This is a genomic window from Knoellia remsis (assembly GCF_003002895.1).
Taxonomy (GTDB): Bacteria; Actinomycetota; Actinomycetes; order Actinomycetales; family Dermatophilaceae; genus Knoellia; species Knoellia remsis.
In genome coordinates, this window is sequence record NZ_PVTI01000015.1 from 20,238 (window position 1) to 39,348 (window position 19,111).

At 69.4% G+C, this 19,111-nt stretch carries 20 protein-coding genes and 1 tRNA gene; 3 read left to right on the forward strand and 18 right to left on the reverse strand.

Annotated features, from left to right (window positions below; all coding sequences use genetic code 11):
* Positions 1-63 precede the first annotated feature (63 nt).
* From BCF74_RS10000 to BCF74_RS10090, 18 genes are all read right to left on the reverse strand, one after another.
* A complete protein-coding gene (locus BCF74_RS10000; RefSeq protein ID WP_146132925.1) occupies positions 64-864 on the reverse strand; it encodes a hypothetical protein in 801 nt (266 codons plus the stop codon).
* Positions 848-1,339, reverse strand: a complete 492-nt coding sequence (locus BCF74_RS10005; RefSeq protein ID WP_106297821.1) for a hypothetical protein — start codon at positions 1,337-1,339, stop codon at positions 848-850. Before BCF74_RS10005 ends, BCF74_RS10000 begins: the two co-directional genes overlap by 17 nt.
* Complete coding sequence (locus BCF74_RS10010; RefSeq protein WP_106297822.1) at positions 1,336-2,607, reverse strand: MCE family protein; 1,272 nt, start codon at positions 2,605-2,607, stop codon at positions 1,336-1,338. Before BCF74_RS10010 ends, BCF74_RS10005 begins: the two co-directional genes overlap by 4 nt.
* Positions 2,604-3,842, reverse strand: a complete 1,239-nt coding sequence (locus BCF74_RS10015) for an MCE family protein (protein ID WP_106297823.1) — start codon at positions 3,840-3,842, stop codon at positions 2,604-2,606. The genes BCF74_RS10010 and BCF74_RS10015 overlap by 4 nt, the downstream gene beginning before the upstream one ends.
* Complete coding sequence (locus BCF74_RS10020) at positions 3,839-5,122, reverse strand: MCE family protein (protein ID WP_106297824.1); 1,284 nt, start codon at positions 5,120-5,122, stop codon at positions 3,839-3,841. Before BCF74_RS10020 ends, BCF74_RS10015 begins: the two co-directional genes overlap by 4 nt.
* Positions 5,119-6,090, reverse strand: a complete 972-nt coding sequence (locus BCF74_RS10025) for an MCE family protein (protein WP_106297825.1) — start codon at positions 6,088-6,090, stop codon at positions 5,119-5,121. Before BCF74_RS10025 ends, BCF74_RS10020 begins: the two co-directional genes overlap by 4 nt.
* Positions 6,087-7,121 (reverse strand): MCE family protein, encoded by a 1,035-nt coding sequence (locus BCF74_RS10030; protein WP_106297826.1) that lies wholly within the window; start codon positions 7,119-7,121, stop codon positions 6,087-6,089. The genes BCF74_RS10025 and BCF74_RS10030 overlap by 4 nt, the downstream gene beginning before the upstream one ends.
* Positions 7,118-8,428: an MCE family protein gene (locus BCF74_RS10035; protein ID WP_106297827.1), complete on the reverse strand. Its 1,311-nt coding sequence runs from the start codon at positions 8,426-8,428 to the stop codon at positions 7,118-7,120. The genes BCF74_RS10030 and BCF74_RS10035 overlap by 4 nt, the downstream gene beginning before the upstream one ends.
* Positions 8,429-8,430: 2 nt before the next feature.
* A complete protein-coding gene (locus BCF74_RS10040; protein ID WP_106297828.1) occupies positions 8,431-9,258 on the reverse strand; it encodes an MlaE family ABC transporter permease in 828 nt (275 codons plus the stop codon).
* Between the two features lie 15 nt (positions 9,259-9,273).
* Positions 9,274-10,041 (reverse strand): MlaE family ABC transporter permease, encoded by a 768-nt coding sequence (locus tag BCF74_RS10045; RefSeq protein ID WP_106297829.1) that lies wholly within the window; start codon positions 10,039-10,041, stop codon positions 9,274-9,276.
* A complete protein-coding gene (locus tag BCF74_RS10050; RefSeq protein WP_106297830.1) occupies positions 10,038-11,063 on the reverse strand; it encodes an ABC transporter ATP-binding protein in 1,026 nt (341 codons plus the stop codon). Before BCF74_RS10050 ends, BCF74_RS10045 begins: the two co-directional genes overlap by 4 nt.
* Positions 11,064-11,429: 366 nt before the next feature.
* Positions 11,430-12,185 (reverse strand): 50S ribosomal protein L1, encoded by a 756-nt coding sequence (rplA, locus tag BCF74_RS10055; protein WP_106297831.1) that lies wholly within the window; start codon positions 12,183-12,185, stop codon positions 11,430-11,432.
* A 225-nt stretch (positions 12,186-12,410) separates the two neighbouring features.
* Positions 12,411-12,845: a 50S ribosomal protein L11 gene (rplK, locus tag BCF74_RS10060; protein WP_106297832.1), complete on the reverse strand. Its 435-nt coding sequence runs from the start codon at positions 12,843-12,845 to the stop codon at positions 12,411-12,413.
* A gap of 71 nt (positions 12,846-12,916) precedes the next feature.
* Entirely contained in the window at positions 12,917-13,807 is an 891-nt protein-coding gene (gene nusG, locus BCF74_RS10065) for a transcription termination/antitermination protein NusG (protein ID WP_106297879.1), read from the reverse strand.
* Between the two features lie 358 nt (positions 13,808-14,165).
* Positions 14,166-14,423 carry a preprotein translocase subunit SecE gene (secE, locus tag BCF74_RS10075; RefSeq protein WP_106297833.1) on the reverse strand — a complete coding sequence of 86 codons (258 nt, stop codon included), beginning with the start codon at positions 14,421-14,423 and terminating at the stop codon, positions 14,166-14,168.
* A 69-nt stretch (positions 14,424-14,492) separates the two neighbouring features.
* Positions 14,493-14,565: transfer RNA gene (locus BCF74_RS10080), tRNA-Trp, on the reverse strand.
* 131 nt (positions 14,566-14,696) lie between these two features.
* Positions 14,697-15,140, reverse strand: coding sequence for a nitroreductase family deazaflavin-dependent oxidoreductase (locus BCF74_RS10085; protein ID WP_106297834.1), 444 nt, complete (start codon positions 15,138-15,140; stop codon positions 14,697-14,699).
* Positions 15,141-15,208: 68 nt separating this feature from the next.
* A complete protein-coding gene (locus BCF74_RS10090; protein WP_106297835.1) occupies positions 15,209-16,057 on the reverse strand; it encodes an alpha/beta fold hydrolase in 849 nt (282 codons plus the stop codon).
* Positions 16,058-16,088: 31 nt separating this feature from the next.
* Here BCF74_RS10090 and BCF74_RS10095 point away from each other — a divergent pair, with 31 nt between their 5' ends.
* The 3 genes from BCF74_RS10095 to BCF74_RS10105 are packed head-to-tail and all read left to right on the forward strand — an operon-like array spanning position 16,089 to position 19,037.
* Positions 16,089-17,444 (forward strand): aspartate aminotransferase type Ic, encoded by a 1,356-nt coding sequence (locus tag BCF74_RS10095; RefSeq protein WP_106297836.1) that lies wholly within the window; start codon positions 16,089-16,091, stop codon positions 17,442-17,444.
* A 4-nt stretch (positions 17,445-17,448) separates the two neighbouring features.
* Positions 17,449-17,979 carry a hypothetical protein gene (locus tag BCF74_RS10100; protein ID WP_146132926.1) on the forward strand — a complete coding sequence of 177 codons (531 nt, stop codon included), beginning with the start codon at positions 17,449-17,451 and terminating at the stop codon, positions 17,977-17,979.
* Positions 17,976-19,037: an adenosine deaminase gene (locus tag BCF74_RS10105; protein ID WP_106297838.1), complete on the forward strand. Its 1,062-nt coding sequence runs from the start codon at positions 17,976-17,978 to the stop codon at positions 19,035-19,037. Before BCF74_RS10100 ends, BCF74_RS10105 begins: the two co-directional genes overlap by 4 nt.
* Positions 19,038-19,111: the final 74 nt, after the last annotated feature.

The following is a 19,111-nucleotide window of genomic DNA, read 5'->3' on the forward strand; positions in this document are numbered from 1 at the left end:
GAGCCTAACGACGTGTGCTGGGAGTTGGCCGACCGGGGACGCGGGCGGGCGGTCGCGGCACGGTCAGTAGGCCTTGAGCTGGGAGACGAGCCACTTGTTGCCGACCTGGGTCAGCGTCGCGATGACGCGGTTCTGGTCGATGGCCGGCTCCTTCTGCCCCTCGCGGGTGCTCGCCTGGTTGACGAAGGCCTGGACGGTGACCGTGTCCTCGGTCTGTGACATGACGCCGACCTCGTAGACGCGGGCCTGGACGACGGTCTTCTCCTTCTGGGCGAGCGGGACGATGGTCTTGGTCATCGTCTGGCCGAACTCGTCCTTGAACTTCCCGGTGAGCAGGGCCTGGTTCGCCGGGAGCTGCTTGGTCATCGTCTCGAAGTTGTAGCTGAGGATCTGCTCGAGCGTGCCCTTGGCCGTGGCGGCGGCGGCGCTGGCCTCGCGTCCCCGCTCGGCCGGGTCCTGACGGGTCACGACGAGCACGGCGGAGAGCAGGGCGAGCGCGAGGACGAGGGCGGCGACCGGGACGAGCAGGGCGCGTCGTGGCCCCCGCTCCCCCATCGCTGCCGGTTCGCGGTCGCCGTCGTCACCGGACTCGGCGGGTCCGTCGGATGTGTCGGACCTGTCGGTGTGGCTGCCTTCGTCGACCGTGTCGGCCTCCGTCGGTTCGCCCACCTCTCCGGTGTCGGGGGTGTCGGCATCGAGGAGGTCGCGGTCCCCGTCGTCACCGGAGTCGGCGGGTTCAGTCGCCCCGGGGGCCGCCGTGGTCGGCTGATCGGGCGTGCCGCTGCTGCGCACCTCGTCCCGGGACGGGCGCGGGCGACGCCGCTCGCCGGCGACGCGGGGGCGGCGGTTAGCCGACGAACTCAAGACGCTCCACCTTCCATTCGTCGCCGACGAGCCGGAGCCCGAGCTTGGTGCGGTAGGTCTTGGTCTCCCCCTTGGGGACGACGGTGTTGGTCGTCGGGGCGACGATGCCGACGATGACCGTCGCGGAGTCGCGGTCGCCGGTGACGAGCCCGGCCTCCGCGCGCTCGACCTTGCTCACGGACTTGTTGTCGACGATGACCTTCTTCAGCTCCTCGAGCTGGCTCGTGTAGCTCGACAGGAACTCGCCGGTCGCGCCGTCCTTGACGCGGCTCGTGTCCTCGTCGACCTTGCGGTAGTCGATCGTCGCGAAGTTCACGGCGAGCTGCTTGCCGGCCGCGAGCGCGGCGTCCTGCGCCTGCTCGACCTGTCGAGCCTCCCACCAGTCGCGCCCACGGGTGGCGCCGAGAGCGATGGTCGCGGCGAGCACGACGACAGTGAGGGCCCACAGGATGCGGGCCGGGGTGAGCCACCTCATCGGGCCGCTTCCTCCATGATCCACGACCACGAGTCTGCACCGGAGGCGCCACCGGTCGGCGCGAGGGGGGTCGACACGAGTGGCATGCCCTCGCTCACGGCCTTGTTGCCGAGCGGCACCATCTGGCCGCCCATGGCCACGGGGTACGACGAGGCGACACCGCTGCGCGGCGCCGGCGCGTTCTGGGCGCCACGGACGTTGGACGCCGAGCCGCGCGGGAGGGTGCAGCCGGCCTTGGTGTTGAGCGGAGGCAGGTTCGTGGTCTGGTTGGGGTCGGTCTTCTTCGTGCCCTCGTAGCCCTTGGTGCACGTCGGCGGCTGCTCGGCGAGCTGCATGCCGAAGTGCGCCGTGCCGTCGCCGGGGACGACGGTGTACCCGCCGATGACGACCTCGGGGTAGGTGACGAGCATCTGCTCGATGCCGTCGATCCGAGAAGTCGTGACCTGGCCGATGGTGATGAGGTTCGCGATGAGCACTCCGAGGTTCTGCTGGTTCTCCTTGACAAGCGTCTCGAGCTCCTTCGAGGCCACGACGCCGCGATCGAGGATGAGCCGGAGGTCGGCATCGGAGGCCTGGAGTGTCTCGGAGAGGTTGGCGAAGTCGGTCGCGAAGTTCTTGATCTCCGGTGAGGTGGCGCGCTGGGTGTCGAGGACCGTCTTGCTCGCCCGGAGCAGGCCGATCGTCTCGGGCAGGGCGTCGATGGCGGCCTGGGTGAGCAGGTCGCCGTTGTCGATCAGCCGTGACAGGTCGGGACCCGCGCCGTCGAAGGCCGTGCCGAGCTCGTCGACGACGGTGCGCAGGTCGTCCTTGTCGACGGAGGCGACGGTGCGGTCGAGGTCGAGGAGCAGCTGGTCGACGCGCAGGGGGTATGCCGTGTCCTTGCGCGAGATGGTGTCGCCGGACGCGAGGACGGGGCCGCCGAACGAGCGGGGCTGGAGGTCGAGGTACTGCTCACCGACGGCGGAGCGGTTCTCGACGACGGCGCGCGTGTCCTTGGGGACCTTCGTGCCCCGGTCGAGCAGGGCCTCGACGAGGACGCCGTCCTTCTCGAGCTCGAGCCCGGTCACCCGGCCGACCTTGACCCCGCGGTAGGTGACCTCGGAGCCGACGAAGATGCCGCCGGACTGCGCGAAGCTCGCCTTGATCCGTGGGCCGCCACCGAGCAGCCTCTCGGTGAGGCCGACGTAGTTCGCCGAGAGGATGGACACGCCGACGATGGTGATGATGGCGAAGGCCGCGAGCTGGGCCTTGGTGAGCGCGCGGATCATGCGCCACCACCGCCGTAGAGCGTCGTCCAGGAGGTGTCGCGTCCCGTCGAGTCACTCGCACAGAGCGGCGGGCACAGCGGGTTGGCGGGCGCCGTCGGCGCCGGCACGGGCAGCGACGGCGTGACGCCGGGCAGCCGGGGCGCCGCGCCGCCGCTCGGCACCGGCACGGGCAGGCCCGGGATGGCCAGGTCGGGCAGCGGCGCGCCACCGGGGAGCCCGTTCTCGAGGATCTTGATCTGCGAGAGGTCGAGGTCCATGGTGATCGCGAGGTTCGCGTAGTCGCCCTTGACGACGTCGAGGACGCCGTCGGGGAACGGGTAGGTGAGCAGCAGCTCGAGGGACTTGGGCAGGTTGTCGCCCGCCTTGTTGAGCTGGGTGAGGATCGGCGCGAGGGCCTTGAGGTTCGCGAGCGTGTCCTCCTTGGAGCCCTGGATGACCTTGGTGCCGACCGCACCGAGGCGGCTCAGCGCCTGCAGCATCTGGGTCAGCTGGATCCGCTGGTCGGCGAGGACCTTCAGTCCCTTGGGCATCTCCTGGAGCGTCTTCGCGATGAGATCCTTCTGCGCGGCGAGCCGGGCGGAGAGGACGTCGACCATGTCGATGGCCCGGACGATCTCGGCCTTCTGGGCCTCGAGCCCACCGATGAAGGTGTTGAGCTGTCCGATGAGGCTCTTGATCTCGTCGGTGTTGCCGCGCAGGGCATTGTTGAGCTCGCGCTCGATGATGCCGAGCTGGGCGATGCCGCCACCGTTGAGGAGCAGCGACATGGCCGAGAGGACCTCTTCAACCTCGGGGTTGCGGTTGGTCCGGTCGATGGGGATGAGGTCGCCGTCGGAGAGCTGGCCGACACTCTCCCCTTGGAGCGGACCGGACAGGGCGACGTACTTCTCGCCGAGGAGGCTGGACTGTTTGAGCTCGGCGGTGGCGTTGTCGGGCAGCTTGGTCGACTTCGGGATCGAGAGGGTGACCCGGGCGGTCCAGCCGTTGAGCTCAATCTCCTCGACCTGCCCGACGGCAAGATCGTTGATCTTCACCGCGGACTTGGGCACGAGGTCGAGGACGTCGGCGAAGTCGACCTTGATCCGCATCGACGGGCCGTCGCCCTTCGCCCCGCCGGGCAGGGGCAGGTCGTAGGCGCCCTTGCACGACGACAGGGTGAGGACGGCGACGACCGCGAGAGCGACGACACGAAGGGCGCGCGACACCCACGTACGGGACGGGACGGCATACGTCATGGCGTGTCCTTGGGCAGGAGACCACCGAGGGTGGGGTCGGCGCCACGGATGGTGACCGTGGCGTCCGTCGCCGACGGCTTCTCGGCCGTGGCAGGAGCGGTGGACTTGGCTGGCGCCGCGGCCGTGGCGGGGGCTGTCGACGGCGCGGTCTTGGCGGCCGCAGCGGCCTGGGTGTAGGCCTGCGGCACGGCGGACAGCCCGGGCAGGTTGATCAGGCCCGGCAGCAGTCCGCCCTCGGGGATGAGCTGCTGGAGGGTGCTGCAGAGGCCGGTGTTGCCCGTGTTCGTGGCCCCGGTGATGAGCGAGCAGAGCAGCAGTGCCGGGTCCGAGAGCGGACCGAGGATGTTGGCGCGGGTGTCGAGCGTGCCCGACGCGGGGTTGTAGGCGAGCTGGAGGTTCGACAGGGCGACGGGGGCGTTGTCGAGGGTCTCAGCGAGGGTGTCGCGTTTCGCCGCGACCGCGCTCGTGAGCTTGGTCAGCTTGTCGATGTCCTCGGTGAGGACCGTGCGGTTGTCCTTGACGAAGGTCGAGATCTCGTTGAGTGCGACGGCGAGGTTCTTCAACGCCGCCGAGAGGTCGTCGCGCTCACCGTCGAGCTGGTCGGACACCTTGGACAGGTCGACGTTGAGGCGGCGCACCTGCGCGTCGTTCTTGGCGAGCATGCCGGTGAACGTCTCGAGGTTCTTCACGGTCTCGAAGAGGTCGCCGCGGCCCTCGGCGAAGGTCTGCACGGCCTGCGAGAGGCTGCGGTTCATCTCATGGAGGTTGGCGCCGTTGCCCTCGAGGTTGCGGGCGCTCGTGTCGAGCACGCGGGTCAGCGCACCCTCCTTGTTGGCGCCTTCGGGGCCGAGCGCGACGAGGAGGTCGTCGAGGGTCTGCGAGATCCGGTCGAGCTCGACCGGGACCGCGGTGCGCTCCTTGGGGATCGTCGCCCCGTCGCGCATCACCGGACCGGAGGTGTATGCCGGCAGCAGCTGCACATAGCGGTCGCTCACCAGCGACGGCGCGACGATCGCGGCCTTGGCCTGCGCGGGCACCTTGACGTCGGGATCGACCTCGAAGGTGACCCGGACGGTCTGACCGCGAGGTTCGACGCGGGTGACCTCACCGACCCGGACACCGAGGACCCGCACGTCGCTGCCGGCATACAGGCCGACGGCGCGGGTGAAGTCGCTCGTCACGGTGACCCCGTCGGGACGGGGCCACCACAGGTAGGCGCCCGCGGCGAGCGCGAGGACCGCCATCGCGGCGACGATCTTGTTGAGGACGGCGTTGGTCATCGGCCCGGCACCCCGATCGGGACGGTGAGGTTCTGGATGTAGGTGTCGAACCAGTGGCCGGTGCCGAGCGCGCTGGCGAAGACCCGGGTGAACGGCGCCATGGCATCGATCGTCTGGGTCAGCGCCTCCTCGTGCTTGCGGAGGGTGTCGAGCACCCCGCGCAGCTGGGTCAGGGCCGGGCCGAGGGCGGCCCGGTTGTCACGCACGAGCCCGGTCAACTGGACGGCCATGGCGCTGGTGTTCGTGAAGAGCGTGTGGATGGCGTCGCGGCGCTCGTAGAGCTCCTGGAGCAACAGGTCGGCGTCCTGGATGATCTTCTCCACGACCTTGTTCTGGTCGGCGAGCGTGGCGGAGACCGAGTTGCTCGCCCGCAGCAGCGCCTTGAGCTCGGCGTCGCGGCTCGCCACGGTCTTCGACAGGCGGGTGAGGCCGTCGAGGGCGGTGCGGACGTTCTCGGGAGTGTTCTTGAACTCGGCCGCGATCGTGTCCAGCGACGTCGCGAGCTGCTTGGTGTCGATGCGTTCGGTCGTCTCGGTGAGGTCGGAGAAGGCGTTGATGATGTCGTAGCTCGACACCGTGCGGGACGTCGGGATCGTCGTCCCCTCGGGCATCTGCCCCCGCCCCCGCGGCTCGAGCGAGAGGAACTTCTGCCCCAGCAGGGTGCGCATGCGGATCGACGCGCCGGACTCGGGGCCGAAGGCGACGTCCTCGGTGATCCGGAAGTCGACGTTGACCTTGTTGCCGTCGAGGGTGATGTCGGTGACCTTGCCGACGCGCACGCCGGCGATGCGGACCTCGTCACCGGAACGCAGGCCACCGGCTTCGGTGAAGTCCGCGGCGTAGTTCTGGCCGCCACCGATGATCGGCAGGCTCGCGGCGTTGAAGGCGCCCAGCAGCACCAGGGCGATGGCGGCCAGACCCGCGATGCCGATCGGCAGCGGGTTCCGGGCACGGAACGGAGTGCTCATCCCTTGCCACACCTCGCCGACGAGACGTTGTAGCCGAGGCCCCCGGGCAGGGGCCCGGTGGGCAGGATCAGGTTCTCCACGTCGAAGCGGCAGAGATAGAAGTTGAACCACGAGCCATAGGTGGCCGTGCGCGTGATCGTGTTGATCTTGTTCGGCGCACCGGTGATGAACTGCTCGTAGCGCTGGGTGTTCTCGGGCTTGTTGAGGTTCTTGGCGAGCTGGCCGAGCTGGGCGACGTCGGTCTTGATGTCCGGGCGCCCGGCCGCGAGCAGCTGGGCGGTCTCGTCCGCGAGGGAGTTGATGTTGGTCAGCGAGGCGCCGATGGCCTTGCGGTCGGCGGCGAGGCCGGAGACGAAGCGCTGCAGCTGGATGAGCAGCTCGCCGAGCGCGGTGTCGTTCTGCTCGACCGTCGTGAGGATGGTCGTGAGGTTGGTGATGACGCGACCGATGACCTTGTCGCGGTCGGCGATGGAGCTCGTCAGCGAGGCGGTCTGGCCGAGGAGGGAGTTGATGTTGCCGCCCTCCCCCTGGAGCACCGAGATGATGAGCTGGGAGAGCTCGTTGACGTCCTTGGGTGACAGCGCGGCGAAGAGCGGCTTGAACCCGTTGAAGAGGACGGTCAGGTCGAGGGCCGGCTTGGTGCGCTCGAGCGGGATCGTCGCCCCGTCCTTGAGCGGCGTCGCCTTGCCGGGCCCCTGGGTCAGGGAGATGTAGCGCTCTCCGACGAGGTTGCGGTACTTGATCGTCGCGATCGTCCCCTCGGTTAGGACGCTCGTGTCGAGGACGTCGAACTCGACGTTGGCACTCGTGCGGTCCTTGGCGACCGCGATCTTCTTGACCGTGCCGACGCGCACCCCGGCGATGCGGACCTCATGGCCCTTGGCGAGACCGGTGACGTCCTTGAAGATCCCGGTGTAGGTGTTGCGGTCACCGGGCTGGATGTTGGCGATCGTCGCCGCGAGCGTCGCGGTCGCCAGCACTGTGACGACGGCGAAGGCGATGAACTTCACGAGGCTGGCCGAGGTCTTCACTGGTTCACCACCGTCCCACGCATCATCGGGCCCGCGAGGAGCGTCGCGAGGCCGGGGTCGCGGTCGGCCGGCAGGCCGACGAGGGCGCCGACGAGCTGCTGCTCCTCGGCGGTCCCGGCGAGACCGGCCTCCACCGACGGGATCCGCGCCCCCTCTGGCGAGGTGAAGATCGACGGCAGGCTCGAGAAGGTCGCATAGGTCGGCGCGCCATCGGTGCCGTCGTCGAACTTGGACCCGGCCCGGGGGTTGTCCTGGGTGCTCGCGCTCGTGTCCGGGAGGCCCTTGCAGTCGGGGGCCCGCTTGTCCCGCCACTGCGGTTCCTCGCCCGGGTGGTAGGGCTTGGTCTGCGGGGGCAGCTCGAGCGTGATGTGGAAGTTTCCGGTGGCGACGACGCCCTTGACGCGCGGCAGCCAGTTGACGAGGCCCTCGGTGAAGCACGGGTAGATCGGCGAGTGCTTGGCCAGCACCGCCAGGGTGGGACGCTGGACGCGACCGACCTGGATGATCCGGTTCTGGTGGGTCTCGAGGAAACCTGCCGTGGTGTTCGCGAATCCCGCTGTCCCGGCAAGGAACCCGGCGAGCTCCTTCTGCTTCTCGACGATCGTCGTGTTCGTCGTGAGCAGCGCCTTGGCGGCGCGCAACAGCTCTGGCGCGGCCACGGCATACGTGCTCGCGAAGTCGGCGAAGCCGGAGATGTCGGCCTGGATGAGGGGCACGTAGGGGTTGATCTTGGTGAAGTACTCGTTGACGAGCACGAGGTTCTTGCCGAGCTTCTCGCCGCGGCCGTCGAGGGTCGTCGCGAGCGCGTTGAGGGTGGCCGAGAGCTTCGCGGGATCGACGGCGCGCAGCAACGGCAGGAGGTCCTCGAAGACCTGCTCCAGCTCGATGGCCACGCTCGTGCGGTCCTGCGGGATGACGTCGCCGGCCTTGATCGCGGGGCCGGCGTCGCCCTCCGGGGGCACGAGGTCGACGTAACGCTCACCAAAGAGGGTCTTGGGCAGCAGCCGGGCGCTGACCTTGGCCGGGATGAGCGAGACCATCTCGGGCTTGAGCGCCAGGGTCAGGGTGGCGCCCTCGAGGTCGGCATCGATCGTGCGCACCTCGCCGACGATGAGACCGCGGATCTTGACGTCGGCGGCCTCCTGCATCTGGCTGCCGATGCGGTTCGTCTTCAGGGTCACCTCCACGACGTCGGTGAAGACCTTCTTGAACGACGCGATGGAGAGCGACAGCAGCAGCGCGACGACGAGGATGAACGCCACGCCGTAGGTGCGGTGTCCGAGTCGCGACATGGTGGATCCGGCCATGGCTATCCCGCGATCCTCACCGTCGTCGTGGCACCCCACACGGCGAGCGAGAAGAAGAAGTCGACGAGGTTGACCGCGACGATCGAGGTGCGCACGGCCCGGCCCACCGCGACGCCGACCCCGGCCGGACCGCCGCTCGCGGTGTACCCGTAGTAGCAGTGGATCAGGATGACGATCACCGCGAAGACGAGGACCTTGAGGAACGAGTAGAGGATGTCCATCGGCGGTAAGAACAGATGGAAGTAGTGGTCGTAGGTGCCCTTGGACTGCCCGAAGTAGTCGGTCACGATGAACCGCGTCGCGGCATACGACGACAACAGCCCGAGGACGTAGAGCGGGATGACCGCGACGAAACCGGCGATCATCCGCGTCGTCACGAGGAACGGCAGCGACGGGATGCCCATCACCTCGAGCGCGTCGACCTCCTCGGAGATCCGCATCGCACCGAGCTGGGCGGTGAAGCCGCAGCCGACGGTCGCCGCGAGCGCGAGACCGGCGACGAGCGGCGCGATCTCACGGGTGTTGAGGTAGGCCGCGAGGAACCCGGCGAAGGCGCCCGTGCCGAGCTGGTTGAGTGAGGAGTAGCCCTGCAGGCCGACCTGGCTGCCGGTGAAGAACGCCATGAAGGTGAGGACGCCGACGGTGCCGCCGATGACGGAGAGGGCGCCGGTCCCGAGGGACACCTCGGCGAGGAGGCGCATCACCTCCTTCTTGTAGCGGCGCAGGGTGCGTCCGCTCCACGCGAGCGAGCGCACGTAGAAGTGCATCTGGTCGCTCAGGCCGTCGAGGACCTCGCCGGGCTTGGCGGCCAGCGTGCGGGTGCGGCTCATCGTCGGTTCACCTCCTCACACCTTCTGCGGGACGACCTGGAAGTAGATCGCGGAGACGACGAAGTTGATGACGAACAGGAGCATGAAGGTGATGACGACGCTCTGGTTCACCGCGTCGCCGACGCCCTTCGGCCCACCGCCGGCGGTGAGTCCCTTGTATGACGCGACGACGGCCGCGACGAGACCGAACAGCAGCGCCTTGATCTCGGAGGTCCACAGGTCGGCGAGCTGCGCGAGCGCGGTGAACGAGGCGAGGTAGGCACCGGGTGTGCCGCCCTGGATGACGACGTTGAAGAAGTACCCGCCCGCGACGCCGACGACGGAGACGAGTCCGTTGAGGAGCACGGCGACGAGCATGCAGGCGAGGACCCGGGGCACGACGAGGCGCTGGATCGGGCTGATGCCGAGCACCTCCATCGCGTCGATCTCCTCGCGGATCTTGCGGGAGCCGAGGTCGGCGCAGATGGCCGAGCCGCCGGCACCGGCGACGAGGAGGGCGGTGACGATCGGCGACGCCTCACGCACGACGGCGAGCACGCTCGCCGCGCCCGTGAAGGACTGGGCGCCGAGCTGGCGGGTCAACGTGCCGAGCTGGAGCGCGATGACCGCGCCGAAGGGGATCGACACGAGCGCGGTCGGGACGATCGTCACCGACGCGATGAACCAGCACTGCTGGATGAACTCCTTGGTCTGGAACGGCCGCTTCGGCAGGGCCCGCATGACGTCGAGGAAGAGCGCGAAGAACGCGCCGGCCTGCTTGAGGGGGCTGACGAGGACGTTCATGACGCCGCACCGTGGTCGAGGCTGGCGCCGACGTCGAGCTCGGGACGCTGGTCGAGGGTGCGCTCGGGCACCTGGACCGAGGTGTGCGGCCCCTGGAAGGAACCGGGCGGCGGGATGACGCCGTTGGCGCGGCACCACTCCCCCGCGGGTCGCTCACCGCGACGGGGCTCACCGTTGCTCGTGCCGAGCTGCGGCGCGATCGGCGGGAGTGGCGGCAGCTGCTGCCCGGAGGCCGCCTCGGCGGCGAGCTCGTCGGCGTCCTTCTCCTCGGACATGCCGATGGGCCCGACGGTCTGGGCGTTGAGGAACTGGCGCACGACCGGCTCCTCCGAGCTCAGCAGCATCTCGCGGGGCCCGAACATGGCGAGGTGCTTGTGGTAGAGCAGGCCGATGTTGTCCGGCACGGTGCGGGCGGTGTTGATGTCGTGCGTGACGATGAGAAACGTCGCGTCGATCTGCGCGTTGAGGTCGATGAAGAGCTGGTTGATGTAGGAGGTGCGCACCGGGTCGAGGCCGGAGTCCGGCTCGTCGATGAGCAGGATCTCGGGGTCGAGGACGAGCGCGCGGGCGAGGCCGGCACGCTTGCGCATGCCACCGGAGATCTCGCCGGGCAGCTTGTCCTCGGCGCCCTGGAGACCGACGAGCTCCATCTTCTCGAGGGAGATCTTGCGGATCTCGGACTCGGTCTTCTTCGTGTGCTCGCGCAGCGGGAAGGCGACGTTGTCGAAGAGGTTCATCGACCCGAAGAGGGCGCCGTCCTGGAAGAGGACGCCGAAGAGCTTGCGCACCTCGTAGAGGTCGTGCTCCTTGAGCGTGACGAGGTCGGCGCCGTTGATGACGATGGAGCCCTTGTCCGGCTTGAGCAGGCCCACGAGGGTCTTGAGGAACACGGACTTGCCCGTACCCGACGGGCCGAGCATGACCGAGATCTCTCCGGCCGGGAGAGTCAGCGTGACGTCGTTCCAGATGAGCTGGGACCCGAAGGACTTGGTCAGTCCCTGGACGTCGATCGCGACACCCATGCAGCACCCTCACTCTCACCGGCCCGGTCGCGCGGCAGGGGGGACATCACCACGGCAGGGGGCCGGTAGCGACGGTGCGACAGGGCTTCAGCGAAGTTACCTCCCAGTCAAACAAGACACAAGCGCGCCAGCCCATGAAGACGTGCAGGTCACATTCTGGGCAGGTCAGCGGCACTACCCGGTATGCCGCCTCTCGGGTATGGCGTCCCCTCACTCGTGCGTATGCCGTCCCCTCACTCGTGGGTAAGTCGTCCCCCCGCCTCGCGGGCAGGCGCGCCTGCGTTCGGGCGTTCCGGACATGCGACGCGGCCCCCGCCTCGCGAAGGAGGCGGGGGCCGCGTCGGTGCCGTGGTGAGGCGCGCCGGCTCAGGCGTCGGCGTCAGCCTCGGCCGCGTCGGCCTTGGCCACCGGGGAGGAGTCCTCCTCGGTGAGGCCCTTGGTGCGGGTGAAGTCGAGCGGGACGCCCGGGCCCATCGTCGTCGACAGGGTCGCCTTGGAGATGTAGCGGCCCTTCGAGCTGGCCGGCTTCAGGCGCAGGATCTCCTCGAGCGCCGCGGCGTAGTTCTCGACGAGCTGCTTCTCGTCGAAGGACGCCTTGCCGATGATGAAGTGGAGGTTCGCGTGCTTGTCGACGCGGAACTCGATCTTGCCGCCCTTGATGTCGGAGACGGCCTTGGCGGTGTCCATGGTGACGGTGCCGGTCTTCGGGTTCGGCATGAGGCCGCGCGGACCGAGGACCTTGCCGAGGCGACCGACCTTGCCCATCATGTCGGGCGTCGCGACGATCGCGTCGAAGTCGAGCCAGCCACCGGCGACCTTCTCGAGGAGGTCGTCGGAACCGACGTAGTCGGCACCGGCGGCCTTGGCGGCCTCGGCCTTGTCGCCGTTGGCGAAGACGAGGACGCGGGCGGTCTTGCCCGTGCCGTGCGGCAGGTTGACGGTGCCGCGGACCATCTGGTCGGCCTTGCGCGGGTCGACACCGAGGCGCATCGCGACCTCGACGGTCTCGTCGTACTTGGCCTTGGCGCCCGACTTCGCGAGGCGGACGGCCTCGAGCGGGCTGTAGGCCTTGCCGTCCTGGATCTTCTCCGCTGCGGCGCGGTAGTTCTTGCTGCGCTTCATGTGCTGCTCCTGGTGTTCTTCGGTGGAGGTGTGGTGCGGGCCAGCGCGGGCCCTCCCACGCACCTCACGGTCGTGAGGTGTCGTTCTGTGCCGGTATGCCGTCCGCGCGCCGCGCGCGGTCCGCCGCGGCGAGCGGACGGCATACCGAAATCGTGTGGTCCCGTCTCACCACTGCTGCCCCGGAAGGCGTTCAATTGGTGACTTTTTCACGGGCCCCAGTTCCGCTCAGTCGAGCTTGGTCTCGATGCCCATCTGGCGGGCGGTGCCGGCGATGATCTTCATCGCGGCGTCGATGTCGTTGGCGTTGAGGTCCGGCATCTTCGTCTCGGCGATCTCGCGCACCTGGTCCTTGGTCAGCGTGGCGACCTTGGTCTTGTGCGGCTCGCCGGAGCCCTTCTGGACGCCCGCGGCCTTCTTGATCAGCTCCGACGCCGGCGGCGTCTTCGTGATGAAGGTGAAGGAGCGGTCTTCGTAGACGGTGATGACGACGGGGATGATGTTGCCCCGCTGGGCCTCCGTCGCAGCGTTGTACGCCTTGACGAACTCCATGATGTTGACGCCGTGCTGACCGAGGGCGGGGCCCACGGGGGGAGCCGGGGTGGCGGCACCTGCCTGGATCTGCAGGTTGATGTAGCCGGCGACCTTCTTCTTGGGAGGCATTGCTGTGGTGGTTCCTTATCTGGTGGTGGGCCCACGCCGTGGGCGATGACCCGGTTGCAGTGCTGGCGCGCTCAGATCTTGGCGACCTGGGTGAACGACAGCTCGACCGGGGTCTCCCGGCCGAAGATGGAGACGAGCACCTTGAGCTTCTGGCTCTCGGCGTTGATCTCGGAGATCGTCGCCGGCAGGGTCTCGAATGGACCGTCCATGACGGTGACCGACTCGCCGACCTCGAAGTCGACGACGGCGGGCTCGGGGGTCGCGCCGGCACCCGCGGCCGCGCCACCGGCGGCCGTCGCCGCGGCGGGCGTCTCGAGGTCGGCCGGCTTGATCATCGTGTAGACCTCGTCGAGACTCAGCGGCACCGGCTGGTGCGCGTTGCCGACGAAGCCGGTGACACCGGGCGTGTGGCGCACAGCGCCCCACGACTCGTCGGTGAGATCCATGCGGACGAGGACGTACCCGGGCATCCGGACACGGCGGACGAGCTTGCGCTGACCGCTCTTGATCTCGGTGACCTCTTCCATCGGGACCTGCACCTCGAAGATGTAGTCCTCCATGTTGAGGGACTGGGTGCGGTTCTCGAGGTTGGCCTTCACGCGGTTCTCGTAGCCGGCGTAGGAGTGGATGACGTACCAGTCGCCGAACTTGCTCGCGAGGTCGTCCTTGAACGCCTGGACCGGGTCGACGTCGGTGGGGAGGACGTCGCCGTCCTCGTCGACCTCGCCCGCCGGAGCCGCGGCGGCATCCGTGTCGGCGCCGGTCGAGGTGTCGGCGTCGCTGAACGCGGCAGTGGCGTCCTGCTCGGCGACCGCGTCGGAGTCACCGGCGGCGACGACCTCCTCGTCGGACTCGACACCGTCCGCGGTGTCCTCGAGCTCCTGGTCGACCTCGACGGTCTCGGGCTGCTCGACCTCGCCACCGAACGCGGCGGCGGCGTCGTCCTCGGCGCGCTGGTGCACGTCACCCTCGGGGGTGACCTCACCCTCGACAACCGGGCCGCGGCCTTCGTCGACGATCGCCTCGTCGACGACGAGCGTCTCGGGCTGCTCGACCTCGCCACCGAACGCGGCGGCGGCGTCGTCCTCGGCGCGCTGACCGGTCTCGCCCGCGGGCGTGACCTCCTCCTGCGACTCGACGCCGTCCGGGGTGTCGACGAGGACCTGGTCGACGTCGACGGCCTCGGGCTGCTGGGCCTCGGGGTCGACGGAGCTCGACTCGGCGTCCTGGGACGTCCACTGGTCGGACACGTGCTGACCTACTTCCTGTACCGCGTTCGTTGGGTTCACCTGGCTGCGGGCGCGCTCGGCCCGGCCGGTGTCACTCGCCGTTGCCGAAGACGAGGCCGACAAGCTTGCTGAAGCCGAAGTCCATGCCCGACACCAGCGCCATCATCACCGTGACGAAGACGATGACGACGAGCGTGTAGTTCCACAGCTCGGAGCGCGTCGGCCGGACGACCTTGCGCAGCTCGTCGAGGATCTGGCTGATGAACAGGCTCAGCCGGGACAGGGGGTTGCCCTTGTCCGACCGCTTGTTCGTCGGCCGCGAGTCGCGGGACGCGCCCACTTCCGTCACGATTCCTCTTCTCGCTGGTTGATCCGTCGCCGGTGATCGCTCACCAGCGCGACGTCACTGTCGAACGTGCAGGGCAGGAGGGACTCGAACCCCCAACCGCCGGTTTTGGAGACCGGTGCTCTACCAATTGAGCCACTGCCCTAGGAACGCACCTGTTGGGGTGGTGGTTCCGGAGGTGGTCACAGGCATGACGAATCATGGTGCAATCACCGAAGGATCAGCATACGGGACGCCCCCGGCCGACGCGAAACCGCCGGGAGGCCATGCACGCCGTCAGCGGGGGCGCAGCTCGACGATGGGGATCTGCCGGGTCGTGCGCTTCTGGTATGCCGTGTAGCGGTTCGCGTTGACGCCGTTGACGATCTCCCAGCGGCGCGCGTAGTCGGGGTCGTCCGGCAGGGTCACGCGGGCACGGACCGGGGTGCGGCGCGGGCCGACGTTGATGTCGGCGTCCGGGTTCGCCCGCAGGTTGTGCAGCCAGGCGGGAGCCTTGGGAGCGCCGCCGTTCGAGGCGACGACGAGCCAGGCGTCGCCGTCGCGGCCGTAGGTGAGGGCGTTGGTCCGCTGCTGCCCGGTCCTGGCGCCCACCGTGTGGAGCAGGAGGGTCGGGTTGCCGAACAGCAACTTGTGCCCGACCTTGCCGCCGGTCTTCTCGTAGAGCCATTGGTGCCCCTTGAGGACCTGGAGGCCGACCTGCTCGATCCGCGAGAGAGCCATGGCCCCGACGCTACGAAGGTTCTACGTCTGTAGCAATAGGGCGGCGGTGGTGGTGCGCGTGATGTCGGTCATCGTCCGGGCGTCGGCGCAGGCTCACGCTCGACCCGGTCGAGCCAGTCGGTGAGCAACGCCTCGGTCAGCTCGAGCCGCTCGTACTGGGCGTTGTGCCCGGCCCGGTCGAGGACCGCGAACGTCGCCCTGGGGTAGTGCTCGAGCAGCTCCCACTGGTCGCGGTAGCCGACCGCGGAGTCCTGCCGACCGAGCAGCCACAGGGTGGGCCGGTCGTACGTGCGGCCCTCCTCGGGCAGCCGGCCCAGGTCCCAGCGGCGATGGATCCGGGCCATCCCCTCGGCATCCGCGGCCGCAAGGCCGGGTGCGACGTCACGCGCGAACGCGGCATACGTCTCCTCGGTCTGGACGACGGCGCCGTCCTCGAACTCCGCCCGCAACTGCGGGTCGAGGGTGTCGAGGAACGCCTCGTCACGCTCGAGCACGACCTCGGGCGGGCGGGTCCGCGCGGTCTTGGCGACGACCGGGCCGATCGGGCAGATGAGGGCGAGCCCCACCACCTGGCCGGGGCGGCGTCGCACCAGCTCGCGGGCGACGTACCCACCGTAGGACTCCCCCACGAGCAGGAACGGCTCGTCCGCGATGCGCTCACCGACGAGCCGTTCGACGCGGTCGACGACGTCGGAGGTCGAGGCGGCGTCGCCCACCGGCGACTGTCCCATGCCGGGCAGGTCGGGGTAGATGCGGCGGTATGCCGCACCCGCTGCGGGTCTCGTCGGGTCGCCTCCGAGGACGGGCTCGAGGATGCCCGTCATGAGCCGGTGGTCGGGGCTCCAGCCGTGGATCGCGAGCACCGGGATGCCGTCCTCTGGCCCGTGCTCGACGACGTGGAGTTCACTCGCTGACATGGGTCGATCGTGGCATGCCGGGTCTGGGACGATGAGGGGCGTGACCGAGCAGACTCTTACCCGGCCCCTGACGTCCCTCCCGCCCGCGGACCTCGAGACGTTCCTCGAGACGCAGCGCATGGCATACGAGGATCTCAAGGCACGAGGGCTGAAGCTCGATCTCACCCGCGGCAAGCCGTCGGTGGAGCAGCTCGACCTCAGCAACGAACTGCTGAGCCTGCCGCGGGGCCACAAGGACGGCTCGGGCACCGACGTCCGCAACTACGGCGGGCTCGAGGGGCTGCCCGAGCTGCGCGCGATCTTCGCCGACCTGCTGTGGGTCGAGCCGGCGCAGGTCGTCGCCGGCGGCAACGCGAGCCTGACGATGATGCACGACTGCCTCGTCCAGCTGCTGCTGCACGGCGGGCCGGACTCGCCGCGGCCGTGGTCGCAGGAGGAGAGCGTGAAGTTCGTCTGCCCCGTGCCGGGCTACGACCGTCACTTCACGATGCTCGCCAGCTACGGGATCGAGATGCTCACGGTGCCGATGCACGACGACGGCCCGGACGTGGCTGCGGTGCGCGAGCTCGTGCGCGACCCCGCGGTCAAGGGCATGTGGATCGTGCCGACGTACGCCAACCCGTCGGGCTCGGTCGTGACCCAAGAGATCGCGAGTGCCCTGGCGTCGATGGACACGGCCGCGCCGGACTTCCGGATCTTCTGGGACAACGCGTATGCGTTCCACCACCTCACCGAGGACGAGGCCAAGAGCGCCGACATCATCACACTCGCGTCGGCCGCGGGGCACCCGAACCGGCCGCTGATGTTCGCGTCGACGTCGAAGATCACCTTCGCGGGGGCCGGGGTGGCGTTCCTGGCCGCGTCGGAGGCGAACGTGAAGTGGTACCTGTCGCACCAGAAGTTCGCGTCGATCGGTCCGGACAAGGTCAACCAGCTGCGGCACGTGCAGTTCTTCGGGTCCGCGGCGGGGGTGCGCGAGCACATGGCGCGCCACCGCGAGATCCTCGCCCCGAAGTTCGCGGCGGTCGACGCGGCGCTGTCGTCGGCGCTGGACGGGCGCGAGGTGGCGACGTGGTCGAAGCCGTCGGGCGGGTACTTCGTCAACCTCGACGTGCTGGACGGGACGGCGACGCGGGTCGTCGAGCTGGCCCGCGAGGCCGGGATCGTCCTGACGCCGGCGGGTGCGTCCTTCCCCCACGGCGTGGACCCGCGCGACCGGAACATCCGGTTGGCGCCGTCGTTCCCGACGCTGGACGAGGTCGAGACGGCGATGGCCGGGGTCGCGACGTGCGTGCTGCTCGCCGCGGCGGAGAAGCTCGCCGCTGGTTCGGGCGCCGGCTCCGCCGCCACGGACCCCGACACGGACCGCGACGGCGTGCAAGGCTGAGCCCATGAGCGACATGAACGACCAGAACCTCGGCGACACCGGCTCCGACGACAACCTGGACTTCGAGGATCTCGGTCGGGACCGCACGATCGACGAGCTCGAGGACACGGACGTGCCGGCGAGCGACCTCGACTCGATCGACTCCGAGCGCGACCTCGAGCTGACCGAGCAGGAGCTCGGCGGTCTCGACTCCGACGTCGACCGTGACGGCGAGGAGCTCGAGGAGGTGTCGCTGGACGAGGAGGCCGACCAGGCCGACGACTACCTCGACGACTCGAGCGAGACTGACGACCTGCCGGTGACGCCGGCGGAGTCGCGGCCGATCAACGCCGAGATCGCCTTCGACAGCCCCGACGGGGACACGGAGGAGACGATCGACCAGCGGATCAACCAGGAGGAGCCGGAAGCCGGGTCGGCCTACGGCAAGCCCGAGGACGGTGTCGACGACCGGCGCGAGAAGTACGGCCTCGGGGACCCGGATGACGAGGACGTGGACGAGCCCGCCGAGGAAGCGGCGCTGCACGTCGAGGAATGAGCCTCGAGCCGGCGGCTGCCGGTTCCGATCGGGCGACGGCAGACCTGCCGAAGGCGCACCTGCACCTGCACTTCACCGGCTCGATGCGGATCGGGACCGTGCGGGAGATGTCGGCCGCGCACGGGCTGCGGCTGCCCTCGGCGCTCGAGGGCGACTGGCCGGTGACGTTCGAGACCCGCGACGAGCGCGGGTGGTTCCGGTTCCAGAGCCTGTATGACGCCGCGCGTGCCTGTGTGCGCTCGGAGGCGGACATGCGGCGCATCGTGCGCGAGGCGGCATTGGACGACGGGGCCGAGGGGTCGCGGTGGCTGGAGCTGCAGGTCGACCCGACGTCGTATGCGCCGCACGTCGGCGGGATCACGCCGGCGCTCGAGATCGTGCTGGACGAGGCTGCGGCGGTGTCGCGGGAGCCGGGGGCGGCGCAGGTGGGGATCGTCGTCGCGGCCTCACGGATGCGACACGAGCTCGAGGCGCGGACGCTGGCGCGCTTGGCGGCGCGGTATGCCGGCGAGGGGCCGGGTGCGGTCGTCGGGTTCGGGCTGAGCAACGACGAGCGGCGTGGGGACACGGGGGCTTTTGCGCCGGCGTTCCGGATCGCGCGACGGGCGGGGTTGGCCCTGGTGCCGCACGCCGGTGAGCTGTTGGGGCCGGCTGCGGTGGAGCGGACCTTGGATGCCATCGAGCCGGACCGGCTGGGGCACGGGGTGCGGTCGGTGGAGGACCCGCGGGTGCTGGAGCGGGTGGTGTCCGAGGGCGTGGCGCTCGAGGTGTGCCCGGGCAGCAACATCTCGCTCGGGGTCTATGACGAGATCGACGACGTGCCGCTGCGTCGGCTCGTCGACGCCGGGGCGACGGTGGCGCTGGGGGCCGACGACCCGCTCATCTTCGGGTCGCGACTGGTCGAGCAGTACGAGGTCGCCCGGCTGCTCGACTTCTCCGACGCCGATCTCGCGGAGCTGGCGCGAGGCTCGGTGCGCGCCTCTCGCGCGCCCGCCGACGTGCGCAGCCAAGCCCTCGCCGACATCGACAGCTGGCTCGAGTCCCCGCCGGAGGGCTGACCGAGCGACGTCCGGCCACCCCGAACCACCCCGCTCCGAAGAGTGCCTTTGCTCCAAGCAGCCGGAGCACTGGC